Source organism: Acinetobacter sp. 148, from assembly GCF_031196675.1.
Classification (GTDB): domain Bacteria; phylum Pseudomonadota; class Gammaproteobacteria; order Pseudomonadales; family Moraxellaceae; genus Acinetobacter; species Acinetobacter baumannii.
Map to the genome: position 1 here is coordinate 339,286 of NZ_JAVIMT010000085.1, position 22,786 is coordinate 362,071.

Genomic DNA, 22,786 nt, shown 5'->3' on the forward strand with positions numbered 1-22,786 from the left:
ATTACTCCCAGACCTTTTCCAAATGTGCCGCCAAACGAGATAAGGGATAGCAAATCAGAAAATACAAAATAAAAATAAAGCCATAAATCCAAAGAGAAGCGCTTGGCACGGTCAACAGCGAATTTTCAATAATTTGCTGGCCAACTTTAATGACCTCAACCACACCAATCAGGACTGCCAAAGAGCTGGTTTTCACCATTCGAGTAAACAAATTAATCGCGCCTGGTGTTACTCGTTTTAGACTTTGCGGAAAAATGACGTAGATCAAAGCTTGAACGTGGGTAAGTCCGAGCGCATAGGCCGAATCGCGTTGATGCTGATCAATCGAAGTAATGGCTGCACGAACCAAATCGCCCATTTCTGCCGTACCCCATAAAACAAATACAACAACGCACACCCACATTGCTGAAAACTGCCAGTTAAACCATGTCGCAAAGCCGAAATAAAATACAAATAGCAAAACTAAAATTGGAATGATTCGGATCGCTTCTAAATACAGGCGGCACAGCGATTTAACGACTATGTTTTTAGAAGTCATAATGACGCCGAAGACTGTCCCAAAAATTGCAGAGAAAAACACCGAAATAAAAGCAATTTTTGCCGTTGCCGAAAGTCCCCACATTAAACGTTCGAGGTGACTCGCTTGAAATAGATAATCAAGTTCCATGGCTCACCTTCCGACTTCTGTGCTCCAGATAACTGGTTAAAATAGACACAGGCAATAAAATAATCAGATAAGCCATGATGAGTAAAAACAAAGCTTCGGTGGTTTTATAGTCCATGCCAATTAAGTCTTTGGTGACAAAAAGCAGCTCAACGACAGCAATGGCACTAACCACAGAACTTTCTTTAATCAGAAATAGGCAATTTGCCCCTATTGCCGGAATTGAAATAGCCAGTGCTTGAGGAAAAATGACATATCTAAAAATTTGAATCGGTTGTAGACCAATACTTTTTGCAGAGTCAATCTGCCCTTTGGCCACAGATTGCAAACCTGCTCGGAAAGCTTCGGCCATATAGCTTCCACCTAAAAAAGTCAGTCCGATCACACCGCAAGTGAAACCATCGATTTTGATACCGAGCTTTGGCAAACCGTAATACAAAAAGAACAGTTGAATTAATAAAGGGGTATTTCGAGATAACTCAATATAGAACTGGGCAATTCTATTTAGCACCCGCACGCGATATGTGATTAAAATACTGCAAATTAGCCCTACAATAATTGCCAGAATAATGCTGATAATTGAAATTTTCAGCGTGGTCAAAGTTGCAGAGAAAAATTGCGGCAACACACTATGGATATACTGCCAGTTCAAGGAAAATTCCAACAAATAATATTAAAACGTTATAAATATTTAGCTTTCGTCAGCCATTAAATATTTGTGTAACAAGTTTATTTTTTTCCCAATTGGTCTAAAACTATTTTTATTAGATAAGCTTTTCTATAAGTTTGATAAATTCGATTTGGCAATCGAAAACCTTCAAATCAGTTGAATACAACTGCTTAAAACATATTCACTAAAACAAAGATGAATAATAAAGCCAATAAAAAAATCGGACACCAAGGCCCGATTTTTATTAAATGATTTTTAATCTATTGCTTATTTTCTAAGTACATCACCAATACTTGGGTCTTTATCAAAAACCGATTTAGCATATGGGCAAAGCGGAATTACTTTTACGTCTTTTTCACGAACAAAAGCTACCAAGGCATCAAGTAATTGGCGACCTACACCTTGTCCACGATAATTTTCGTTTACATCTGTGGCATCAATAATTAGCATGCTTTCGCCTGCCCATGTATAAGTCATTTCACCTGCAACGGTTTCACCATCAAGTAAGCTAAAGCTGCCGTGTTTTGTATCATCTTTTTGTTGAATATTCACAATGAATTCCTCATATTACAAATCGTATTTATTTAAAAATGACTTTGTATAATCTTTATCTATAAGAACAAATTTAACTGTAAAAAAATAGCCTATTTTTAGCAGTGAGTCTGTATGCTTTTTAAATACAATCTTCACTTAAATTAGTGAAACTCTTGCACCAAGCTATTAATATGCGCCACCGCAGCAGTTCGGTTTTCAACGCAAAGTTTTTCAAAAACATGCTCTAAATGTTTATTCACTGTCCGTGGACTCAGCTCCAAAATTTCTGCAATATCCTTATTGGTTTTCCCTAACAACAACCAGTGCATGACTTCTGCCTCACGTTGAGTCAACTGTGGGCAATATTTCAAAATATCAGCCATTTCCAAAGCTGGCGTAGAAGTCTTAATCTGTATCAGATAATTTTTTGCCACACTTGGTTCAGTTTGCCACGGCGTAAGCAATAAAAGCTGTAATTGCTGAGATGGTGTCGAATAAGAACAGCTGGTTAATTTTTTTGGGTCTTTTTCATGTTCCAAATCTGAAAACCAAGCTTTTAAGCCTGCTTCAAAACCTTCTAATTCAGGTAAATATTGATTCAGTAAATCACTGGCTTTTTGAGTTTTCCAAACAATTTTACCGTGAACATCTAGTGCAAGAATTGCTGTTTCCGTTGCATCAATGACCTGTTTTTGTTGTTGCAATAGTTTGGCATGTGCCAAATGTGTTTTTACCCTTGCCAATACTTCTTCAATATTCAGAGGCTTGGTTACATAGTCCACCCCGCCGACCTGAAAACCACGCACTATATGCTCTGTCTCAGACAAACCTGTCATAAAAATGACGGGAATAAACTGCGTAATTGGGCTCGCTTTAAGCTGTATACAACTTTCAAAACCATCCATATGTGGCATATTGCCATCGAGTAAAATCATATCTGGTAAGCATCGGTGGGCAATTTCAATTGCACTTAACCCATCGGTTGTGACAAGCACGCGATAACCTGCCTGATCCAGACTTTCATGTAACAAGCCTAAATTTTCCGGCACATCATCCACAATCAGAATAACAGCCTGCTCGTTTGGCGAAGCTTGCTGAAAAGAAACATGTTGCGTACTCATTGCTTATCCTGAATCAATCGTTGCGCGTGTTTTAAATCAAACTTTTGAATAGCCTGTTCAAGCTGTTCCCATAACTCATTATGCTCCGGAAAATTTTGACGGCATTGCATTAAAGTCTGTTGAATTCCTCGAATATAACCCTGTCCAATTAAATCATTTAACTGTTGCAAGCTTTGCGGTAAATCAAGCAGATCATTATTTTCTGGTTGTTGAATTGGTGTATGAACAGCAACTTGCTCTTGCTTAAACACCTTTACATCAAGTGCTTGAACATCATTATTTTCAAGGAGTGTCTCTGATTTGGAATCAATCCACACCAAGCCCAACTTATCTCCAATTTTACTCAGCAACAAATTCAGGTCGATTGGTTTTAACATAAAGTCTTCACTTAAGACGGCGTCTTGTGGATTGACTTCACGCTCGCCTGCATTGGCTGAAATAATTAAGATCGGCACATTGGTAATATTATTCTGACGCAATAATCGTGCTGTTTCCCACCCGCCCATCAAAGGCATATTTAAATCCATCAAAATCAGATTAGGCTGGAAAATAGGTACACGTCTTAAACAGTCAATGCCCGACTCGGCTTCTTCAATCATAAATCCCAAAGGTTTTAGAAAATTAGCGACTAAACCTCGGTCCACCGCTTCATTATCGACAACCAAAATTCGTTTTCGTTCACCTTGATAACCAGTAATCTGGTTGGAGTAGACATTAGAAATTGGATGAACTACTTCTTTTGAAGGTAAGTAAAACTTAATCTTAAATTGTGAACCCTGATTGAGCTGACTAGTCACAGATAGCTGGCCACCAAGTAAATCGACTAATAATTTTACAATGGGTAGGCCTAGCCCTGTTCCGGTAAATCCGCCTTGAACCACATTACTGCCCCGTTCAAACGGGTTAAAGATTCGCTCTAAATCTGCCTCGGCAATACCACAACCCGTATCTCTAATTTCAAAATAAGCCGTTTGAAAACGGTACTCGACTTTTAAAGTAATTGTGCCACTCGTTGTAAACTTTAAAGCATTGCCCAGCAAATTGATGAGCACTTGTTCTAAGCGTTTTTTGTCGGTACGGACATAGTGCGGTAAGTTATCTCCAATTTCATAAACAAACTGTAAATTCTTCTGTTCAAACTGTGGTTGAAACATTTGAATAATCTGTTCTATAAAATTTGGAAAATGCACATCCACTACATTTAAAGAAATCTTGCCTGTTTCAATGCGTGCTAAATCTAGTAAACCGTCAATGAGTGAAGTCAAATGCTGCCCACTACGGCTAATCACCCCGAGCGCTATTTTGCCTTGTTCAGAGAGTTGTTCTTGTTTTTGAAGTAATTGGCTATAGCCCAAAATACTATTTAGAGGTGTCCGTAGTTCGTGGCTAATGCCAATGACATAACGGCTTTTTGCGTCATTGGCCCGTTCTGCTGCTATTCTGGCGTCTTGTAAGTCTTTTGAAGTGACTTCATGGGCAGCAATTTCATCAATCAATAATGCTGTTTGCTGATGTGTTTCGATTTCAGCATTACGACGACTTTCATCGTTTAACACTAACCACCATGCAGCAACACTCATCAATAAAAATAAAATGGTGTAAATTTTTACAAACAGCGTGAATAACTGAGGAACGGCTGCCGCATTAATGGTTTCTAAATAGGTTTTTTCTTGGATATAAACCAGACTTAAACTCACTGCCAAAACGATCGACAGCCCTAAAGTCAGTAATAAATACAAACTGACCCTGCTATTTAAACGGCTAGCCCAACGTTCTGGTAAATAGTGCCAGATGGCTTTTTTGAGCTGTACCGACCAACGTGCATCGGGTTTACATAAATCGTGACAGCGGGCTTCAAGTGAACAGCATAGAGAGCAAATCGTACCGTTATAAGCTGGACAGTCCGCCATATCGGCAAGTTCATAGTCCCGTTCACATACCACGCAGTTAGCAACCGAAGTCGCCTGAATTTTTTCAGGCTGGCGTGCAATGTAATATTTGCCTTTGGTTAAGTAAGCAATAATAGGAACACATAACACCGCACTTCCTAGAGCAATGAAACTCGCCAAACCTTTCGCCATGAGACCGAAAAAGCCCAAATAACTCAGCATCGATAACACTGAAGCAATCAGTAAGGCGCCAACGCCTACGGGGTTGATGTCATATAAGTAAGCACGGCGAAATTCAATTCCTTTCGGGCTTAAACCTAAAGGTTTACAGATAATTAAATCGGCAACAACGGCGCCAATCCATGCCAAAGCGATATTGCTATATAGTCCCAAAATGCGTTCAACCGCATGGCTAATTCCCATTTCCATTAAAACAATGGCAATAAACACGTTAAAAAGAAGCCAGACAATTCGTCCCGGATGGCTATGAGTTAAGCGCGCAAAGAAGTTAGACCATGCCAATGAACCAGCGTAGGCATTGGTCATATTAATTTTAATTTGCGCCAAGCAAACCAGTGCTAGAGTCAATATTAACGCTAGCTGAGGATTTGGAATAAACTGCTGATAAGCAACCCAATATAAATAAGTCGGATTGTCTAGTTCAGAGACAGGAATAAACAGCTGAAAAGCCAACACCATCAGCAGCATGCCCATCAAAACTTTTAAAAATCCAAAAATAATCCAAGATGGACCACCTAAAAAAACGGCAAAACGCCATGCAGTTCTATTCTTTTCTTTTTGCGGTAAGAAACGTAAATAGTCGGCTTGCTCACCAATTTGGATCACAAATGAAAAAATAAGAGTGCACGCCGCACCAAAGTAATACAGATTAAAATCGGTTGAGTTTGAAACCGCCCCAACAAAATGCAGACTACTACTTAAAATTTGTGGTTGTTTCCAAAGTACAAAAAACCACGGTAATAACAGCAATAAGAGCCAGATTGGCTGAGTGACTGCCTGAACTTTGTTAATAAAACCAATGCCTTTGACCACTAAAGGCAAAATCACTAAGGCAGAAATTAAGTAACCAATAACTTGCGGAATGCCTAAGGCCAGCTCAAGTGCCATCGCCATAATTGCGGCTTCAAATGCAAGCAAAATAAAGGTAAAGCTAGCATAAATCAGAGATGTAATGGTCGAGCCAATGTAGCCAAAACCTGCACCACGAGTAAGCAAATCAACATCTACATTATATTTTGCGGCGTAGTAACTAATCGGCCAACTGGTTAAAAATATAATGGTACATACGACAATTGCTGCCCATAATGCATTGCTAAAGCCATACTGCCAAAGCATGGTCGCCCCAATGGCTTCCATAGCCAAAAAGCTAACGGTCGAGATTGCGGTATTAGTTACCGTCCAAGGCGACCATTTTCGTACTGAGGTAGGCGCATAGCGAAGCGCATAATCTTCGATACTTTCATCTGCCACCCAAATATTATATTCACGGCGTGTTTTGATCACACGTTGTGGCGCTTGTTGGGGGCGTGAAGAATCTGGCATAACACTCATGTTTGGCATGTGGCTGCATTAAACCCAGCAATCCTTATGCCAAAAGTCATTTATCATGGCGATTTTTTCTAATACGCACATATACGCAAAATAACGTATTTTCAATTTTCCCCAAAAATCACACACTCAAAACCATCAAAAAACAATGATCAATATTTGTGTTGATTGACCGAAAATGATTGGGAGATTGATGTTATGAGTGTATCTGAACATCCAAATCTGGACACTGTGCAAGGTACAGATTCACAAAAAGCAGTGAATGAAACCTTAGAAGATTATACTTTACGTTATGCTCCACACAGCTTTCGGCGCTGGAGTCCCAAAGTTGTTGCTATTACTGCACTTGGTGGTATTGCCTATCTTGCTGACTTTTCTATTGGTGCCAGTATTGGTATGTCTTATGGAACAACCAATGCTGTTTTCTCCATTTTATTTGCAGCGATTATTATCTTCTTAACCGGCATTCCTTTAGCCTACTACGCAGCTCGCTATAACATCGACCTTGACTTGATTACCCGCGGTGCAGGTTTTGGTTATATCGGTTCGGTCCTAACCAGTATCATTTTCGCCAGTTTCACCTTTATTTTCTTTGCCCTTGAAGGTTCAATCATGGCGCAAGGGTTATTGCTCGGTTTAGGCATTCCGCTTTGGGCAGGTTACCTCATCTCAACCGTTATGGTCATTCCACTCGTCATTTACGGCATGAAAACTTTAAGTAAATTACAAGTCTGGACTACCCCACTTTGGCTCGTTCTAATGATTGGTCCTGTGGCCTATCTGATTTACCAAGAACCTACCTTAGTTAGCCAGTTTGCAACTTTTACAGGTCATGAAGGTTTTGCACCTGTAGATATGGCAGCGATCATGCTTGGTGCGGGTATATGCTTATCCCTAATTATGCAAATCGGTGAGCAAATTGACTACCTACGCTTCATGCCTGCAAAAACAAAAGAAAATAGCAAAGCATGGTGGGCTGCAGTTATTTCAGCAGGTCCGGGCTGGGTGATTTTAGGGGCGATTAAACAAATTATTGGGGCATTTTTAGGTTTCTATTTACTCACTAAAATACCGGGCGTAAACAGTACCGAACCTGTTCAACAGTTTAATGCAGCGTTTCATGACATGCTTCCGGGCTGGGCCGCTTTAACACTTGCAGTGATTTTGGTGGTTATTTCTCAAATTAAAATTAATGTGACCAATGCTTACTCTGGTTCCCTTGCATGGACAAGTGCCTACACTCGTATTAGCAAACATTATCCGGGTCGTATTGTCTTTGTGATTGTAAACTTGGCAATTGCGCTTGCCTTAATGGAAGGCAACATGTTTGCGGTACTGGGTAAAATCTTAGGATTCTATTCAAACTTTGCGATTGCATGGGTTGTGGTTGTCGCAACAGACATTTCAATCAACAAATATGTTTTAAAACTTTCACCAAAAGAACCGGAATACCGCCGTGACATGCTCTACAACGTAAACCCTGTCGGTATGGTTGCTTTCCTTGTATCAGCAGGTTTATCAATTGCAGCATTCTTCGGATTACTTGGTAGTTTCTTGGCGCCTTACTCTCCAATTATTGCACTTGTACTTGCTTTTGTATTAACACCAATCATGGGCCTATTAACCAAAGGAAAATACTACATCAAGTCACACGATGACGGCGTTAAAGAACCACGTTACGATGCTGAAGGTACACCAGTAGCAACTGTTTATCACTGCCGCGTATGTGAGCAAGGCTATGAGCGTCCAGATATTCTGTTCTCTCACAAACATAACGGTACAATTTGTTCTTTGTGTAAAACACTCGATGCTTAACTCCCTTACCAATTAAAAAGAAGCTTTAAAGCTTCTTTTTTTACATCTGATGATTTAGCCAATTGGAAATAAACGCTCAGGCACCACATCTTTCATCACAATGGTTGAGATAAGCCGTTGCACACTTGGAATAGCCGATAATTTTTCGTCATATAAACGCTGAAAAGCTGGTAAATCTTTAGCGACAACATGGAGTAAATAGTCAGGTTCACCAAACAAACGCTGCGCCTGAATAATTTGCGGAATCTCAATCACGGCATTTTCAAACTTCTCAACTGCCTGTTTATCGCCTTCTTTAAGCGTAATAAAAACAATTGCTGAAAACTCAAAACCGACTAAGTTTGGGTCGAGCTCTGCCCGATAGCCTTTGATAGCTCCCGACTCTTCTAAAGCCTTCACTCGTCTGTGACAAGGTGAAATGCTCAAACCAACTTTTTCTGCCAATTCAGTGATAGATAATCGGCCATTTAATTGCAATTCAGCAAGAATCTTTTTATCTATGCGGTCCATTTAGAAAAATTTACCCCAAATGTATGTGATATGAGCAAACATTTAAAAGCACATTCTAAATACATGAGCATATTATTTTCAACAAGCTCGAATAAATAGGGATTTTTTCTAAACCACGGGCGAAACCTTTGGAAAATTGTTTGCCGAGATAAGCATATGGCTTTTAACATTTTTATTGCATTTTGGAGTGTCTCCATTCTTTTTATTATTACGCCAGGGGCAGACTGGGCCTACGCTATTTCCGCAGGTATTAAGGGTAAAGTCGTCGTCCCCGCTGTTGCAGGTATGCTATTCGGGCACTTTATTACGATTTTATTGGTAGCGGCTGGTGTTGGTCTGCTTGTAGCAAATAACCCAACTGCTCTGATGATCCTTACTGTTGCGGGTTCTGCTTATTTATTATGGATGGGAATAAACTTATTACTTACCCCTCCAACTCCGAACGAGTCTGGTTCTGAAAAGGCTCAGTCATGGTTGAGATGGGCTACCAAAGGCGTTTATGTGAGTGGATTAAACCCGAAAGTTTTTTTACTCTTTTTAGCTCTGCTTCCTCAATTTATTGACATTACAGCTTCATGGTCAGTGACAACACAAATTGTAGCCTTTGGTGTTGTCCACATAATTAGCTGCGCGATTATTTACTTAATGGTGGGTTATGGTTCAGAGGCTATTTTGAAAACCAGACCACAAGCAGCCCAATTAGTTGGCCGTTTTTCGGGTGGCTTGATGGTCGTTATCGCTACCTGTCTATTGATTGGGCAAATTTAAAAAGTCATTCAACGAAAAGTTACTGACCATCATTTCTGGTCAGTAACTTGAATAATAAAATATAAGAAAATTTATCTCATACGTTTAAGGTTATAGGTCACCACTCCCCAAATCACCAGTTCTTGCCCCTCTTCAATATAAATATTTTGATAATCAGGATTTTCTGCTTTTAGCCACACTTTAGGAGGTTGAAATTGGGTATCAATCATTAAGCGCTTAACAGTGAAATCATTGTCGATAAGTGCAATCACAATATCGCCCGATTTAGCAGGAATACTACGGTCCACAATAAGTGGATCATCAATATCAATTCCGGCATCTAACATAGACAACGAATTAGCTTTCACAATAAACGTGGCATTTTCATTTCTAATTAAATATTCATTTAAATCGAGTGCTTGCTCAATATCATCTTGCGCTGGTGATGGGAAACCCGCAGCAACACGTTCTGTCGCCAAAGGAATATGGTAAATTTTGTCGTTGTTCGGATGGACCTGCTGTATCTTTAGTTTTGAAGTGAAATCTGTCTGGTTATCGGTTTTGACATTATTCAGTAACCAATTTTTGATAAAGTTGACTTGAGATTCAGGAACACGAATCACTTTAGTGGGTTCATTGAACTGTGCTTTACGGCCGGCGTTTTCCCGTGCACCGCCATGCTCGAATTCTTTCTTCTTTGGCATATCGCCTCCATTTCACCGTTCAAATCCTACACAAACAATGTAACTTGAAAAAGTTACATTTTCAAGTTGACGAAATATTTTTTTTGCATAACAATAAATTTCATGATCAGATTTTAATCCATTTTGCTTTTAACAGGGATGCTAAAACGAAAATGGCAATTTGAAGAGAATCAAAACCTATTGTGAAATAGTCCTTATTACTGACTGTTTTGATTTTTATCAATGAAATTCTGAACACTTAAATATGAGTTAGATTCAGTTTTTGGTATGGAGACATGCGAAATGAAAAATCAACGTGATGCAGTTTTAGGTTATGCAGATGAACAACATGCCTACTATATCCGTCTTATTGAAAATGATGCGGTATTAGGCGAAAGCTATGGAATTTTCTGTGAAAATCCGGAAAGTGAAGCAGCCGAAAGTATTATGACGACACTATTTTTAAAGAAATCATTTTGGTTAAATGGTTCAGAATTCACAGATATTGTAAAAGGCTTACATCCCCTTACCCATTCATAAGTTTAAAATAATAAAAATAAAGGAGGCATAATGCCTCCTTTATTCTCAAAAACTGTTTGCTTAAGACGTAAAGCGTCCATAAGCATCGCGTTTTTGATTACGAGAGTTCTGACCACGACCATCTGAACGGCCACGACGGTCATCATCGTCGTCATCGTCATCACGACGGCTGCGACCACGGCCTCGGCCACCTGAACGACCACGGTCATCATCTTCATCGTCGTCATCATAACGACTGCGGCCACGGCCTCGACCACCTGAACGACCACGGTCATCATCTTCGTCATCATCGTCACGACGGCTGCGACCACGGCCTCGGCCACCTGAACGGCCACGGTCATCATCTTCATCGTCGTCATCATAACGACTGCGACCACGGCCTCGGCCACCTGAGCGACCGCGATCATCATCTTCGTCGTCATCGTCACGACGGCTGCGACCACGGCCTCGGCCACCTGAACGACCGCGATCATCATCTTCATCGTCGTCATCATAACGGCTGCGACCACGGCCTCGGCCACCTGAACGGCCACGATCATCATCTTCGTCGTCATCGTCACGACGGCTGCGACCACGACCTCGACCGCCCGAACGGCCACGATCATCATCTTCATCGTCGTCATCATAACGGCTGCGACTACGACCTCGGCCACCTGAGCGACCGCGATCATCATCTTCATCGTCGTCATCACGGCGGCTGCGGCCACGACCTCGACCGCCCGAACGACCGCGATCATCATCTTCATCGTCGTCATCACGACGGCTGCGGCCACGGCCTCGGCCACCTGAACGACCGCGATCATCATCTTCATCGTCGTCATCACGACTGCGACCACGGCCACGACCGCCTGAGCGACCGCGATCATCATCTTCATCGTCGTCATCACGACTGCGGCCACGGCCTCGACCGCCTGAGCGACCGCGATCATCATCTTCGTCGTCATCATCATAACGACTGCGGCCACGGCCTCGACCACTTGAACGGCCGCGGTCATCATCTTCGTCGTCATCATAACGGCTGCGACCACGACCATTACGATCATCGTTTTTATGACTTAAAGCACCAGCTTCACGAGCCTCTTCTGAGGTAAATTCATGTGCGTTACCACTGGCATGTGCAGCACGGCCAGCTTCACGAGCTTCTTCTGAAGTAAATTCATGCGCATTGCCACTGGCATGTGCAGCTCGCCCACCTTTACTGGCTATTTCTCTGACTCTTTCAGGATCCATACTTGCAAATCCACGATTTGAAGTACCTGAACTATTGTTATCATCTTCATATCTAGTATTAGCCATAGTTATATCTTCCTATATTAAAATTATAAGTCGCTACCGCTTTTATTGAACGGATAAATTTAAGATAAGAGATTTAAAATATTTTTATACCCATGCTATGTTTCAATCTTTTTAAATGTATATAATTTAAATTTCAAATAAAAACTCTAACTTCATTATTTAAATAAAGATTTCCTTAGTTAAAATATTTATAAATTATTAGCTAATTTTACTTTTTAAATACTCACCATACTTATTATTACTCAAACCTACATAACAATATATTTTTACAAATGCATTTAAAAATTCAGGCTAAATAACACAAACTTTCATAACGTACAAATCAATAAAAAACAAAAACATCTTCACTATTGAAGAAACAAACCTAAAATATAATTAAATTTACTTAAAAACAATAACATAAACTATTACTTTTGCATAAAAACTTTACTTGAGTGATTAAAATCAAGATTTAAAATTAATATATAATATTTGTGAGAAAAGAATGATGCAACCTATTCATACACACTCAACGCTACAATATATTCATATTTCTGTACCTGAAATCTTACTCAGTAATATTCAAATAAAAAATTCTTGGCAAGATTATAACCAAGAATGGAGCTATAGATTAGACCCGCCTCACGCAAGCCATCCTTTTCAGAGAGACTTGTATATTATTAAATCAAAAAATATTGAAACGGAAGATATAAAAAAATTACTAGATAATACAGTTGTTAAAAACAGTAAAAATAAAGATGACTTAAAAAATATAGTCGAAGCGGAAACAGTAATAAAAGAAATTTTAGATTTATCTAATTATATACCTATAGAAAATTGGCTAAATGATACAGGTAATCGATCAATTATTGAAAGTATGATTGATAAAAACAAGGTTAAGTTATTGGATATTGTCTAACCTAACTTGATATGTTATATTTTTTTACATCCTTATATATAAAATAACAAAGACAACTTTTTAAAAAAGACTATTTACTCATATTCACGTGCAGATTAACCAATATAGAGGGACTGAAAATTAAATAGAGGTAGTCTAGACATGGAAAATACAACGAATCAGTATCCATCAGAAGTTCCTGCACAAGTTCAACCTCATCAGCCAGGTGATCAGGAGAAAATGCATCCTGAACCAGAAATTATTAAAGCATCCCATAAAGGCAGTGAAAAACTAAAAGGCAAAGTTGCCGTCATTAGCGGTGGTGATAGCGGTATAGGCCGTTCAGTTGCCGTACTATTTGCCCGTGAAGGTGCCGATATTGCTGTACTGTACCTTGAAGAAGACCAAGATGCCGAAATTACTAAACAGCTTATTGAAAAGGAAGGACAACAATGTCTTTTATTAAAAGGTGATATTTCCGATCCAGACCTTGCAAAACAAAATATTGATAAGGTTTTACAGCATTTTGGTAAAATTAATATTTTAGTAAATAATGCGGGTGTGCAATATCAACAAAAAGAAATTGAAAGTATTAGTAATGAACAATTAGAAAAAACATTTAAAACAAATATTTTTGCCATGTTTTATTTAACCAAAGAAGCCATTCCTTATATGGAGGAAGGCGATAGCATTATTAACACCACCAGTATTACCAGTTACCAAGGTCATGATGAGTTGATTGACTATGCAAGTACTAAAGGTGCAATTACCTCTTTTACTCGTAGTCTATCGAACAATTTAATGAAGCAGAAAAAAGGTATTCGTGTAAATGGTGTTGCACCAGGCCCAATCTGGACTCCCCTTATTCCAAGTAGTTTCGATGCCGAGACTGTCGAAAAGTTTGGTAAAGATACCCCAATGGGTAGAATGGGTCAGCCAAGTGAAGTCGCCCCTGCTTATCTTTTCCTTGCCTCAGATGATGCAAGTTATATTACAGGTCAGGTTATTCATGTAAATGGCGGTCAAATTGTTAATGGCTAATGATATAAGTTAGAAAAAGCCCTGAAAGCGTTTAAACTTTCAGGGCTTTTTTTATTTAAGCCGGTACATGTGCGGCTATTTGTTCTCGTGACCAAACACGGTGTGCTTTAATCAGGTTCTTAAATTTTTCCGCAACATGCTGGAACTCATCTTCAATTAAAGTTCCTTCATCTGCCACTAAACCTAATGGCTCAAGCAAATCAGATTTATTACCTAAAAATACGATTGGCTTTAAGTGTTTATAAGCTTCGAGTAAGTAATGACGAGCTACCCCGTCTTGCATAACTGTATTTAGGTTATCTCCATCCGGAATAATTACCGCATCATAGGCAATTGAAGGCTCAGACATTTGCATGCCATCAGCCACAATAACGTTATCTTTATGATCTTTTACTGGAGCCAAGCTCGGCGCTAGTAAATGAAGGATTACGCCTTCTTTAATTGCCCAGTTTTTAATAGCCTCCAATGCATCAGACTTCACCATGTTATGGATAAGTACGGCAACTTTTCTACCTTGAATATCTTCAGGTGGGAAAGCTAAAAAAGATAACTTGGCAGATTTTTCAACTGCTGTTTTCTTATAGTTTAGGGTTAAGTCAGGCACTTCAATACCTAAATTTGCCCCTACTTGGCGTGCCAAATCTAAGTCGATATTAGCCAAAATTTGTTGAACTTGACGCTCACGAATATGCTTTCTTTGAACTTTACTTAATTCAAAAGTATAGGCATCGACCACATGTTTTTGTTCATGCGGTGCAAGGCTTTTGTAATATAGTCGCGGTTGAGAGAAATAATCAGAGAACGTCTCACTTCTTTGACGAAGTTTATGGCCACTAATTTTTTCAGGATAACTTTCAAAACCACCATTTGATGCCGCTGGCGGTGTTTCTACTGGCCAATTTCCATCAATTGAGTTTGGTTGATATGCAGCCTGTCCTTTATGAATGGTATGCTGATGAATACCATCACGTTGATTGTTATGGAATGGACACACAGGTTTGTTAATCGGAATTTGGTGGAAGTTTGGTCCACCTAAACGGCTTAACTGGGTATCTGTGTATGAAAATAGACGTGCTTGTAAAAGTGGGTCATCAGTAAAATCAATACCAGGTACTACATGACCCGGACAGAAAGCTACCTGCTCTGTTTCAGCAAAGAAGTTATCTACATTTCTATTTAAAACGAATCGACCAATTGGCGTAACAGGTACTAATTCTTCAGGAATAATTTTTGTTGGGTCCAGCAAATCGAAGTCAAAGTTCATTTCATCTTCTTCTTCGACAATCTGCACACCGAGTTCCCATTCTGGATAAAAACCTTGCTCAATTGCTTCATAAAGATCACGACGGTGGAAATCCGGGTCTTTACCTGCAAGTTTTTGAGCTTCATCCCATACCAGCGCACTTAAACCTTGCTTTGGTGTCCAGTGAAATTTCACAAAATGTGATTTACCTTCAGCATTAATTAAACGGAACGTATGCACACCAAAACCTTGGATCGAACGTAAGTTACGAGGAATCGCACGGTCTGACATTGCCCAAATTACCGCATGTGCTGACTCGGGCACTAAAGATACAAAATCCCAGAAAGTATCATGCGCAGTTGCACCCGTTGGGATTTCTGTGTCCGGTTCAGGTTTTACTGCATGTACAAAGTCTGGAAATTTAATCCCGTCTTGCACGAAAAAGACAGGTGCGTTATTTCCTACCAAGTCGAAGTTACCTTCTTGGGTATAAAACTTAATGGCAAAACCGCGGATATCACGAACAGTGTCGGCTGAACCACGAGGCCCTTGCACTGTTGAAAAACGTACAAAAATAGGCGTCTGAATAGTTGGGTCTGTCAAGAATCCAGCTTTGGTTAAACGTTCGTTTCCTTCATATGCCTGAAAATAACCATGCGCCCCTACACCACGCGCATGCACAATACGCTCAGGTATACGCTCATGGTCAAAGTGGGTGATTTTTTCTCTTAAAATGAAATCTTCCAATAAAGTCGAGCCACGAATACCCGCTCTTAAGCTATTTTGGTTATCCGCTATTTTAACCCCCTGATTTGTGGTTAAAGCTTCATTAGTTGCATCATCTCTAACTGTGTCTAACTGTTCAGTTTTCTGGGTAGTATTGGCTTTATTTGCTGCATCGGCACCAGCCATTTCACTTGTTTTATTGGTTGATTTAGTATTGTCGTTCATGTCCATTACCTATGTTTTTGAAAGTTAAACTTGGGGTTGAAGTAGAAAACGTTTATAAAACTAGTTTTTAAACGTACCTAAATAAGGAAAAAGGAGTTCTACGTATTTACGAGTACTCCAAAGACCAATACTTTTATGATGAGAATCTGGGGCAAGAAACGGAGTAAGTTTGCAAATCTTTATGGCAAGGTCACTTGATTGTTGGACGCGCTCTTGTAGTGCATCAAGTTCGCCATCCGAGATATAACTAAATAGATAGTCCTGAATACGCTGACTATTCTTTAGTTCTCTGCTGTATGCCAAGAAGCTAGAAGAATGATCACTACCAGCAATCCAGTCATGAATAATTTGGCGCTCTACAGGGTTAAACACCCCAAACATTTTTCCATTTTCTTCATTAATCATTCGCCAGAATACGCTCTGTTCAGGGTCGATATTAAACTTAATCCATTTGTGTTCAGTTAAATGAGTGATTAAACCTGCAATGTCATCGGGATTTGATAACCATTGATTAATGGTCTTGCACCCAAACTGTCTGGTTTCGTTATGGATTAACTGACCGACAAGCGCCTTTCTTTTGAAAATTCTATGGACAAAGTCTTCAGTATTTAAATTTTTTATAATGTTTGAAGAGGATACCCCATGATTATTAAGGGCAAAACCACGTTTTAGCTTGGTCAAGAAGAGTTCTTTATCTCTATATTTATTATAAATATCTTCAATAACTTTAATGGCTTTATAGGCATGGCCATTGTCAATATTGTCGATAGTGATATGAAGATTAAAGTATTTAGAATCAATACCTAATTCAGCAAGCTCATAATTCGAAATTAAAAGATGCAGTGGTAACTGCTCATAGCCTAAATTAAAACCCACAATCTCGGGAATAAACTCAGGAGGTGCATAACCCAGAGCAAGCTGCACAACTGCTTGATGATAATACTCGTCTTCTAAAAGCAGATCGAAACTGTCTAGCCCTAGACTGCGTAAAAGGTCATCATAGATACAGACATGGTTTGCTTTTGGCTCACCTAACCCAAGCTCTTCGAGATAAGTAATAATTAATTCATGAAAAATAGGATCATTCCAATAATGCACTGAGCTATATAGCCATGCACCGTCTACTTTTTTGGTTGGAGACACCTTTATTAAAAACTCAAATGCCTGAGCGACGTTCTTAAAATACTCTCTATCTTGACCAGATTGTCTACGATTTAAATATGCCTGAAATTCCTGACAATTTTTTTTATTATCGTTTTCACACCATGCCTTAATCGAATTGATATCCGAAGGAAAATCTATTTCCTTCATCTCTAGTTTATCTATCTCTTTAGCAAGAAAATCTCTAGCCTTTTTCTCTTTCTCAAAACTAGAAACATCAGGATCAAGGAAAAAAACAAACAATTCATAATAATTTTGTTGATTATCTTGTAATAAATCGAATAATCGTTTTTTCACTACAACAGGCATTTTTATTCTCCGTTTGTGAGATATCAATTACCATACGTCACCCTAACTATAATCGAGTTTTAAGTTTGTTATTTTGCGTTATTAAAAAACATGGTAAATACAATAAATTTAAAAAATTCATAGACATATAAAATAACGTAAAATTACATTTAAACTTTTAGTATTATTTAAGCTACTGTTTTTATATAAAATTTGCAAATCTTAATCCAATTTTACATTAACTTTACCATCAAAATTATAAACATTAAAAAAATAACAAAGCAAACAATTAAATAGTTTTATAACATTTTAAAAACAATTGTAAGGAGAATTAAAATGTTCAATAAATGTTGCGAATTATTAGCAAAGGAAAAAATTAAAATTGCATTTTTTGAAAGCGCCTCTGCGGGTTACCTTGCTTATCGTTTCTCTTTAAGTCCTTATTCAGGCGATATACTGATTGGAAGCCTTGTAAGTTATGACCTTCGCGTAAAGGAAAATACCTTGCATATTTCAGAAGAACTTATTGAAAAATATACTGCAGAATCAATGCAAGTAACTGTTGAAATGATTAATAAAGGTAAAGAACTTTTACATGCTGACCTGTATGTTGCCTGTACTGGTCTTTTGAAAAAAGGCGGCTCTGAAACACCAGAAAAACCTGTAGGTACTTTCTTTTACTCAATATATTATAAAAATAATTTTTAAAATTTTAGACGTGTTTTAAGGGGGCCTGCCTTTTTAAAACTAAGAAAGTTGATTTACTATGTTACTCAAGATATAAAACTTATTATATTGGAAGACAAAACGCGTTAATTTTATATAAAAGTTAACAAATATACATTTAGAAATATTTATTATCTTTCTTAAATATTATGTGCTGAAATGTAATTTTTTAAATTTTCATATTAATAATGTTTATGACTTAAAATTACATATATTAGAAATCAGCAAGTTATTTAAAATTTATAAATTTTAAGTTTACAGTTAAATATAGGGTAACACCCCTACCCTACACATTTAAAATCTACATGTTTTAATAACCCTATCTGAAGCTCTCAGATAAAACACATCGTCATAATTGATATGAGGTATTAAAAATGAGCACTACTAATAATCAAGCAAATCAACGCAATAATCAGCAGCAACAACAACAGCAAAATGACAACCGTAATCAACAGCAACACGGTAACCAACAGCAAAACGATCAACAGCAACAAAATAACCAGCAACAACAGCAAAATGATAACCGCGGCCAACAACAAGGATCTAACCAAAAAGATTCTGGCCAACAAAACTCAAATAACAACCAACAACGTTAATCGTTTGTAGTTGTTCTTTGATGCGGTCGATCATTTAGGAAGGTGACCTCACCTTCCTAAATCAAAATATAAGCATAAAATTCAATAAAATATGAGGGAATTCTGATGACAGATCAAAATACAGATCATGCTCAATTGGTAGCTGGCGATCATAACTATTCTGACTCTCGCTGGCGCGAAAGCTATCTTACTCGACCTTATTATCAAGAAGCGCAATTAACTACACCAGATCTAGATTATGATCGTGATTTCTCTGCAGCTTATGAACTTGGTCATCGAGCTCGTTCTGAATCTAAAGAAGGAACTCAGTTTGAAGATATGGAAGGCAGCTTGCAGCAAAAATGGGAAGAGCTAAAAGCTGAGTCCCGCCTAAAATGGGAACACGCTAAACAAGCGATTAAAGATGCGTGGGATGATATGTAACATCCTCAAAAGGTCCATAGCTATAAGCTTATTTCCTATTGGCCCTGGGAAATAGGCTTTTTTATTGTCCTAACATTATGAGCATTAAAAAAATGGTGGCATATTAAAATTATGACTAAGATATTGATTTGCTAAATTTGGATCATCAAAAACTTCTTTTTTAAATTGTACGCTCGGTGTTGTAGCGAGTACATGTGTCGGCTTAATAGTAACTTCCACTACATACTTATTTTGCTCATACTTGGCTTTTACGCCATAAATCTCAGAATCATTAATGCAAGTTCCATCTGTAAAATATACAAACATACGTACTACCTTAAATATTACTCATCATAGCGGTCTTATCAAAAATAAAGCCTGACTAGATAATCAGGTCAGGCCTTTCATCAAAATTAACTTTGATTTTTTTTAAAATATTCAATTATTTCTTCCCCATTATTTACAGGCTTTTTCTGCGAAGGGTAAGTTTCTTCATAGGCATAGGCGGGTAAAGTAATTTTAGCTCGAATTGGAGGTAATTTTTCTTGTCCACCTGTGGTAATTCGCTCAATAAAACCAGCAAGCCAAAGGACAAACTCCTGAGTATTTTTACTTTTAGGAATAAGACTTAAATCCAATTTAATTTTTGACTCTTGCAAAGGTTTAATGAGTATTTCGGCAAAATCAATATAATTATATAAAAGCTTTAATTTTGTCCCCTTTATTTCTTGTCTGAGTTCAATCATCAAATTATTAAGATCTTCCATCGGATCATCCGTAAAGCCTTTTTTTTCTTTAACATTTTGATATATTTTCTCAGCTATTTTTAAATATTGGGGCATATCCTTACCTTTTATAGTTCGCTCTTACTAAAATGAATTTTGGATGAATATAAGTAAGCTATTGTGTTTGTTTTATTAACTTTTTGAAACGGTAACTTAAAATTGCAACAAAACGGTAACAACAAATTCTCCAAATTGTAAAAACAAAATAAATATTTGATTAATTTTATATTTTTATATATTTCATTATTATTAAATTATATTTTTTATATAAAATAACGATTAAAAAAGCCTACTAATAAAGTAGGCTTTTGAGAGAAGCTAATCTATTACGAGTTTTTATTCATGTCATGAGATGTAGCTGGATCACTTGCTTCATGCATGCCGTCATTTTTTGAATTACGATCTTGGCAAGCACTCATACCCATAGCAATTGCCAACACCATACTTACTGCACAAACGATTCTTACCATTTAAATCACCTTTATAAATATTAAAATGTAGGTTTATGAATAACATTATCTTATGTTGGCCTACCGCAGTGGTTCTCTTAACTTTTGTAGATTATGCAAGCTTTTGTAAAAACCAAAAATTATGATTAATAAAATTATATTTCTTGCAATTGATATTTTGGTTATTTTTTGGCAAGCAATGTTTAGGAGACTCTGGTCATGTTATAAAATTCGAATTATTAAATAGTTTAGCCAAACAACACACCCAATTAGAGATATTGATATACTATACAAATAAACAATTAATAAATATTTGATATATAAGATTAAAAAATAATAGCGTGACTTATATTCAAATTATTTATACTCATATTATATTTTTTAATTTTTCTATTTTCTAAATAAAAACAGTGAAATATTTATATCAAGTTATATAAATCAATCTTTTATTTTTGCAATTGACCCACCACAATGCTCAGCTTATGATGCTCGCGCTGACCAATTTTGTCAGTCGGTTTTAGCAGACCGTCTACCTAAGTGCACTAAAAACACGTTTTTTGGTGTGACGCCCCTCGTGCCTTTGATGGAGGAACGGGAGTGGGACACCCTTGGGTGTGCTGGTTTCTTAGGTATCAGTCTGCTAACCCTCTTTCGTTTCGCCACCATAATAATGAGCAATGAGTGGGCATAACTTCTTTTAACCAAGGAGTCACTCATGACTATTATTCTATATTTTTTAAATTCTTTTATTAAACCTACTTACATTCAACCTCTTTTATTCAAGCAGTCATTTCTTAGAGTTCTTTCTCATCCTCTGTTTAAAAGAACTACCTACTATAGATTTCGAAAAATTTTTACTTAATCTTTTTGTCTACCCATCTTGATATACAAGATTGGGGCAGAAGTTTTATGTATTCAAAATCACATAAAGATTAAAACTTCTATCAACATCACTTAACGATAACAACAACCCATGAAGAGTAACAAGAATGTTTTTTCTCTATCGTTTTGGTTTGGTGAGCCTTCTGACAATAGGTGTTTTAAATTTGATGGGGTGCAGGCCAATGAGTAAAAATGAATTTAATACGCGTTGTGTATGGGCCGGACATGACCTTTCAGCGTGTAATTGTATTTATAATTCTTTAGAGCAGCATTATTCACCCCAATTTGTAGAAAGTTTACCAAAATTAAGTTTGCAAAATATTGATACAAAAATGAACTTTGTAGAAACCATGAATCAAACAATGCAGCAGTGCCAATTGAGTGCGAGCAAACACTAAACTAATTTATAGAGGCATGCCCTACCAAAAAATCCAAGAATGTACGTACACGATTAGGAACATACTTATCGTGGCCAATCCAGACAGCATGAAATTCTTCAGTAGCATGAATATTCCAATCTTCAAGAATTTTGACGAGTTGTTTTTGCTGTAACGCATTTCGAGTCTGGAATTCATTTAGTTGAGCAATGCCGGCACCTGCCAGTGCCAACTGTAAAATTGCTTCGCCATGGTTTACTTTTAAAACTTTAGAGGGGGTTAGGCTGATTTCCTGAGTTGCTTTTTTAAATAACCAGGTTTTGTTCTGGCGTTGATAACTTACATCTAAAAGCTGATGTTCATGTAGTTCATCTGGATGCTCAGGACAACCGTACTTTTCAATATATACAGGAGAGCAAACATACTGTTTATAAGTACTGCCAAGCGATCGGGCCACCAAATTGGAACTTTTCAAAGGTCCTGTTCGAATCGCAACATCAATTCTTTGTTCAACCAAATTAATTACTTCATCACTCAAATGAGCTTCTAATTCAATTTCCGGGTAACGTTGATTAAACAAACTAATACAAGGCAATAAAAAGTGTGTCCAATATGAAAAACTGGTATGGATTCTAATTCGCCCTTTCGGTATATGATTTGCGGTAACCGCTTGTTCCAGTTCCTCTAAGTCATTGAGTATTTGAATGCCTTGCTCATAAAACTGGCATCCTTCACTGGTAAGCTGAAACTGACGTGTTGAACGATTGAGTAACCTGACACCCAATCTTTTTTCTAAACGAGAAATTAACTTGCTTACGGCAGACGGCGTCATATTACATGCTCTTGCTACCGCTGAAAAACTTCCAAGCTCGACCACCCTTATAAAAATTGCTAACTCGCCAGAACGATTGATATCAAAATAAGACATAGCAAAATTTATTTATGAATTAGATTCACAAATCTTATTCCG

General features: G+C 37.7%; 23 protein-coding genes and 1 pseudogene. 10 read left to right on the forward strand and 14 right to left on the reverse strand.

Going from position 1 to position 22,786, the window contains the following annotated elements:
- Position 1 precedes the first annotated feature (1 nt).
- Complete coding sequence (locus tag RFX69_RS17010) at positions 2-667, reverse strand: amino acid ABC transporter permease (RefSeq protein ID WP_289332397.1); 666 nt, start codon at positions 665-667, stop codon at positions 2-4.
- A complete protein-coding gene (locus tag RFX69_RS17015) occupies positions 657-1,316 on the reverse strand; it encodes an amino acid ABC transporter permease (protein WP_001104469.1) in 660 nt (219 codons plus the stop codon). The genes RFX69_RS17010 and RFX69_RS17015 overlap by 11 nt, the downstream gene beginning before the upstream one ends.
- A 64-nt stretch (positions 1,317-1,380) precedes the next feature.
- On the opposite strand from RFX69_RS17015, the gene RFX69_RS17020 reads away from it, so the two are divergent.
- On the forward strand, positions 1,381-1,494 hold the full coding sequence (locus tag RFX69_RS17020; RefSeq protein WP_002017921.1) for a hypothetical protein: 114 nt from the start codon (positions 1,381-1,383) through the stop codon (positions 1,492-1,494).
- 107 nt (positions 1,495-1,601) lie between these two features.
- On the opposite strand, the gene RFX69_RS17025 is transcribed toward RFX69_RS17020, so the two are convergent.
- The 3 genes from RFX69_RS17025 to RFX69_RS17035 all read right to left on the reverse strand — a co-directional run bounded on the left by RFX69_RS17025 (position 1,602) and on the right by RFX69_RS17035 (position 6,450).
- Positions 1,602-1,886, reverse strand: a complete 285-nt coding sequence (locus tag RFX69_RS17025; RefSeq protein ID WP_001025680.1) for a GNAT family N-acetyltransferase — start codon at positions 1,884-1,886, stop codon at positions 1,602-1,604.
- Positions 1,887-2,029: 143 nt separating this feature from the next.
- A complete protein-coding gene (locus RFX69_RS17030) occupies positions 2,030-2,989 on the reverse strand; it encodes a response regulator transcription factor (RefSeq protein WP_101663625.1) in 960 nt (319 codons plus the stop codon).
- Positions 2,986-6,450, reverse strand: a complete 3,465-nt coding sequence (locus tag RFX69_RS17035; RefSeq protein ID WP_162278470.1) for an ATP-binding protein — start codon at positions 6,448-6,450, stop codon at positions 2,986-2,988. The genes RFX69_RS17030 and RFX69_RS17035 overlap by 4 nt, the downstream gene beginning before the upstream one ends.
- Positions 6,451-6,645: 195 nt before the next feature.
- Here RFX69_RS17035 and RFX69_RS17040 point away from each other — a divergent pair, with 195 nt between their 5' ends.
- Complete coding sequence (locus RFX69_RS17040; protein ID WP_309169487.1) at positions 6,646-8,262, forward strand: allantoin permease; 1,617 nt, start codon at positions 6,646-6,648, stop codon at positions 8,260-8,262.
- A 54-nt stretch (positions 8,263-8,316) separates the two neighbouring features.
- Here the strand turns inward: RFX69_RS17040 and RFX69_RS17045 are convergent, their stop codons facing one another.
- The gene (locus tag RFX69_RS17045; protein ID WP_000373858.1) at positions 8,317-8,772 is read right to left on the reverse strand and encodes an Lrp/AsnC family transcriptional regulator; all 456 of its coding nucleotides are present in this window, start codon (positions 8,770-8,772) and stop codon (positions 8,317-8,319) included.
- Between the two features lie 156 nt (positions 8,773-8,928).
- Between RFX69_RS17045 and RFX69_RS17050 the strand changes: the two genes are divergently transcribed.
- On the forward strand, positions 8,929-9,540 hold the full coding sequence (locus RFX69_RS17050) for a LysE family translocator (protein ID WP_289332398.1): 612 nt from the start codon (positions 8,929-8,931) through the stop codon (positions 9,538-9,540).
- 71 nt (positions 9,541-9,611) lie between these two features.
- On the opposite strand, the gene RFX69_RS17055 is transcribed toward RFX69_RS17050, so the two are convergent.
- Complete coding sequence (locus tag RFX69_RS17055) at positions 9,612-10,223, reverse strand: LexA family transcriptional regulator (RefSeq protein WP_001124839.1); 612 nt, start codon at positions 10,221-10,223, stop codon at positions 9,612-9,614.
- Between the two features lie 282 nt (positions 10,224-10,505).
- Between RFX69_RS17055 and RFX69_RS17060 the strand changes: the two genes are divergently transcribed.
- On the forward strand, positions 10,506-10,742 hold the full coding sequence (locus RFX69_RS17060; protein WP_000795915.1) for a hypothetical protein: 237 nt from the start codon (positions 10,506-10,508) through the stop codon (positions 10,740-10,742).
- 60 nt (positions 10,743-10,802) lie between these two features.
- Here RFX69_RS17060 and RFX69_RS17065 read toward each other — a convergent pair whose 3' ends face one another.
- Positions 10,803-12,038, reverse strand: coding sequence for a KGG domain-containing protein (locus tag RFX69_RS17065; protein ID WP_272292193.1), 1,236 nt, complete (start codon positions 12,036-12,038; stop codon positions 10,803-10,805).
- Between the two features lie 484 nt (positions 12,039-12,522).
- Between RFX69_RS17065 and RFX69_RS17070 the strand changes: the two genes are divergently transcribed.
- On the forward strand, positions 12,523-12,936 hold the full coding sequence (locus tag RFX69_RS17070; RefSeq protein ID WP_289332399.1) for a DUF6367 family protein: 414 nt from the start codon (positions 12,523-12,525) through the stop codon (positions 12,934-12,936).
- 141 nt (positions 12,937-13,077) lie between these two features.
- Positions 13,078-13,956: an SDR family oxidoreductase gene (locus tag RFX69_RS17075; protein ID WP_000432325.1), complete on the forward strand. Its 879-nt coding sequence runs from the start codon at positions 13,078-13,080 to the stop codon at positions 13,954-13,956.
- Positions 13,957-14,011: 55 nt separating this feature from the next.
- Here the strand turns inward: RFX69_RS17075 and katE are convergent, their stop codons facing one another.
- Positions 14,012-16,156: a catalase HPII gene (katE, locus tag RFX69_RS17080; RefSeq protein ID WP_085941324.1), complete on the reverse strand. Its 2,145-nt coding sequence runs from the start codon at positions 16,154-16,156 to the stop codon at positions 14,012-14,014.
- A gap of 54 nt (positions 16,157-16,210) precedes the next feature.
- On the reverse strand, positions 16,211-17,620 hold the full coding sequence (locus RFX69_RS17085) for an iron-containing redox enzyme family protein (protein ID WP_289332400.1): 1,410 nt from the start codon (positions 17,618-17,620) through the stop codon (positions 16,211-16,213).
- Between the two features lie 315 nt (positions 17,621-17,935).
- Between RFX69_RS17085 and RFX69_RS17090 the strand changes: the two are divergent.
- From RFX69_RS17090 to surA1, 3 genes and pseudogenes are all read left to right on the forward strand, one after another.
- Positions 17,936-18,415, forward strand: a pseudogene (locus tag RFX69_RS17090) (CinA family protein).
- A gap of 284 nt (positions 18,416-18,699) precedes the next feature.
- Positions 18,700-18,921: a hypothetical protein gene (locus RFX69_RS17095; RefSeq protein WP_000108365.1), complete on the forward strand. Its 222-nt coding sequence runs from the start codon at positions 18,700-18,702 to the stop codon at positions 18,919-18,921.
- A gap of 105 nt (positions 18,922-19,026) precedes the next feature.
- Positions 19,027-19,344 (forward strand): surface antigen protein 1, encoded by a 318-nt coding sequence (surA1, locus tag RFX69_RS17100; RefSeq protein ID WP_000132045.1) that lies wholly within the window; start codon positions 19,027-19,029, stop codon positions 19,342-19,344.
- Between the two features lie 84 nt (positions 19,345-19,428).
- Here the strand turns inward: surA1 and RFX69_RS17105 are convergent, their stop codons facing one another.
- From RFX69_RS17105 to RFX69_RS17115, 3 genes are all read right to left on the reverse strand, one after another.
- Positions 19,429-19,650: a hypothetical protein gene (locus RFX69_RS17105; protein ID WP_000498477.1), complete on the reverse strand. Its 222-nt coding sequence runs from the start codon at positions 19,648-19,650 to the stop codon at positions 19,429-19,431.
- An 86-nt stretch (positions 19,651-19,736) separates the two neighbouring features.
- Positions 19,737-20,165: a hypothetical protein gene (locus RFX69_RS17110; protein ID WP_001136759.1), complete on the reverse strand. Its 429-nt coding sequence runs from the start codon at positions 20,163-20,165 to the stop codon at positions 19,737-19,739.
- Between the two features lie 269 nt (positions 20,166-20,434).
- The gene (locus tag RFX69_RS17115) at positions 20,435-20,578 is read right to left on the reverse strand and encodes a hypothetical protein (protein WP_000251687.1); all 144 of its coding nucleotides are present in this window, start codon (positions 20,576-20,578) and stop codon (positions 20,435-20,437) included.
- Between the two features lie 968 nt (positions 20,579-21,546).
- Here RFX69_RS17115 and RFX69_RS17120 point away from each other — a divergent pair.
- Entirely contained in the window at positions 21,547-21,837 is a 291-nt protein-coding gene (locus RFX69_RS17120) for a hypothetical protein (protein ID WP_289332401.1), read from the forward strand.
- Between the two features lies 1 nt (position 21,838).
- Here the strand turns inward: RFX69_RS17120 and RFX69_RS17125 are convergent, their stop codons facing one another.
- On the reverse strand, positions 21,839-22,744 hold the full coding sequence (locus tag RFX69_RS17125; protein ID WP_289332402.1) for a LysR family transcriptional regulator: 906 nt from the start codon (positions 22,742-22,744) through the stop codon (positions 21,839-21,841).
- Positions 22,745-22,786 lie beyond the last annotated feature (42 nt).

Coding starts and splice junctions, on each gene's coding strand:
- RFX69_RS17010 (WP_289332397.1), bottom strand. CDS start 667: ATGGAACTTGATTATCTATTTCAAGCGAGTCACCTCGAACGTTTAATG.
- RFX69_RS17030 (WP_101663625.1), bottom strand. CDS start 2,989: ATGAGTACGCAACATGTTTCTTTTCAGCAAGCTTCGCCAAACGAGCAG.
- RFX69_RS17035 (WP_162278470.1), bottom strand. CDS start 6,450: ATGAGTGTTATGCCAGATTCTTCACGCCCCCAACAAGCGCCACAACGT.
- RFX69_RS17040 (WP_309169487.1), top strand. CDS start 6,646: ATGAGTGTATCTGAACATCCAAATCTGGACACTGTGCAAGGTACAGAT.
- RFX69_RS17045 (WP_000373858.1), bottom strand. CDS start 8,772: ATGGACCGCATAGATAAAAAGATTCTTGCTGAATTGCAATTAAATGGC.
- RFX69_RS17050 (WP_289332398.1), top strand. CDS start 8,929: ATGGCTTTTAACATTTTTATTGCATTTTGGAGTGTCTCCATTCTTTTT.
- RFX69_RS17055 (WP_001124839.1), bottom strand. CDS start 10,223: ATGCCAAAGAAGAAAGAATTCGAGCATGGCGGTGCACGGGAAAACGCC.
- RFX69_RS17060 (WP_000795915.1), top strand. CDS start 10,506: ATGAAAAATCAACGTGATGCAGTTTTAGGTTATGCAGATGAACAACAT.
- RFX69_RS17065 (WP_272292193.1), bottom strand. CDS start 12,038: ATGGCTAATACTAGATATGAAGATGATAACAATAGTTCAGGTACTTCA.
- RFX69_RS17070 (WP_289332399.1), top strand. CDS start 12,523: ATGATGCAACCTATTCATACACACTCAACGCTACAATATATTCATATT.
- RFX69_RS17075 (WP_000432325.1), top strand. CDS start 13,078: ATGGAAAATACAACGAATCAGTATCCATCAGAAGTTCCTGCACAAGTT.
- katE (WP_085941324.1), bottom strand. CDS start 16,156: ATGGACATGAACGACAATACTAAATCAACCAATAAAACAAGTGAAATG.
- RFX69_RS17085 (WP_289332400.1), bottom strand. CDS start 17,620: ATGCCTGTTGTAGTGAAAAAACGATTATTCGATTTATTACAAGATAAT.
- RFX69_RS17095 (WP_000108365.1), top strand. CDS start 18,700: ATGAGCACTACTAATAATCAAGCAAATCAACGCAATAATCAGCAGCAA.
- surA1 (WP_000132045.1), top strand. CDS start 19,027: ATGACAGATCAAAATACAGATCATGCTCAATTGGTAGCTGGCGATCAT.
- RFX69_RS17105 (WP_000498477.1), bottom strand. CDS start 19,650: ATGTTTGTATATTTTACAGATGGAACTTGCATTAATGATTCTGAGATT.
- RFX69_RS17110 (WP_001136759.1), bottom strand. CDS start 20,165: ATGCCCCAATATTTAAAAATAGCTGAGAAAATATATCAAAATGTTAAA.
- RFX69_RS17115 (WP_000251687.1), bottom strand. CDS start 20,578: ATGGTAAGAATCGTTTGTGCAGTAAGTATGGTGTTGGCAATTGCTATG.
- RFX69_RS17120 (WP_289332401.1), top strand. CDS start 21,547: ATGTTTTTTCTCTATCGTTTTGGTTTGGTGAGCCTTCTGACAATAGGT.
- RFX69_RS17125 (WP_289332402.1), bottom strand. CDS start 22,744: ATGTCTTATTTTGATATCAATCGTTCTGGCGAGTTAGCAATTTTTATA.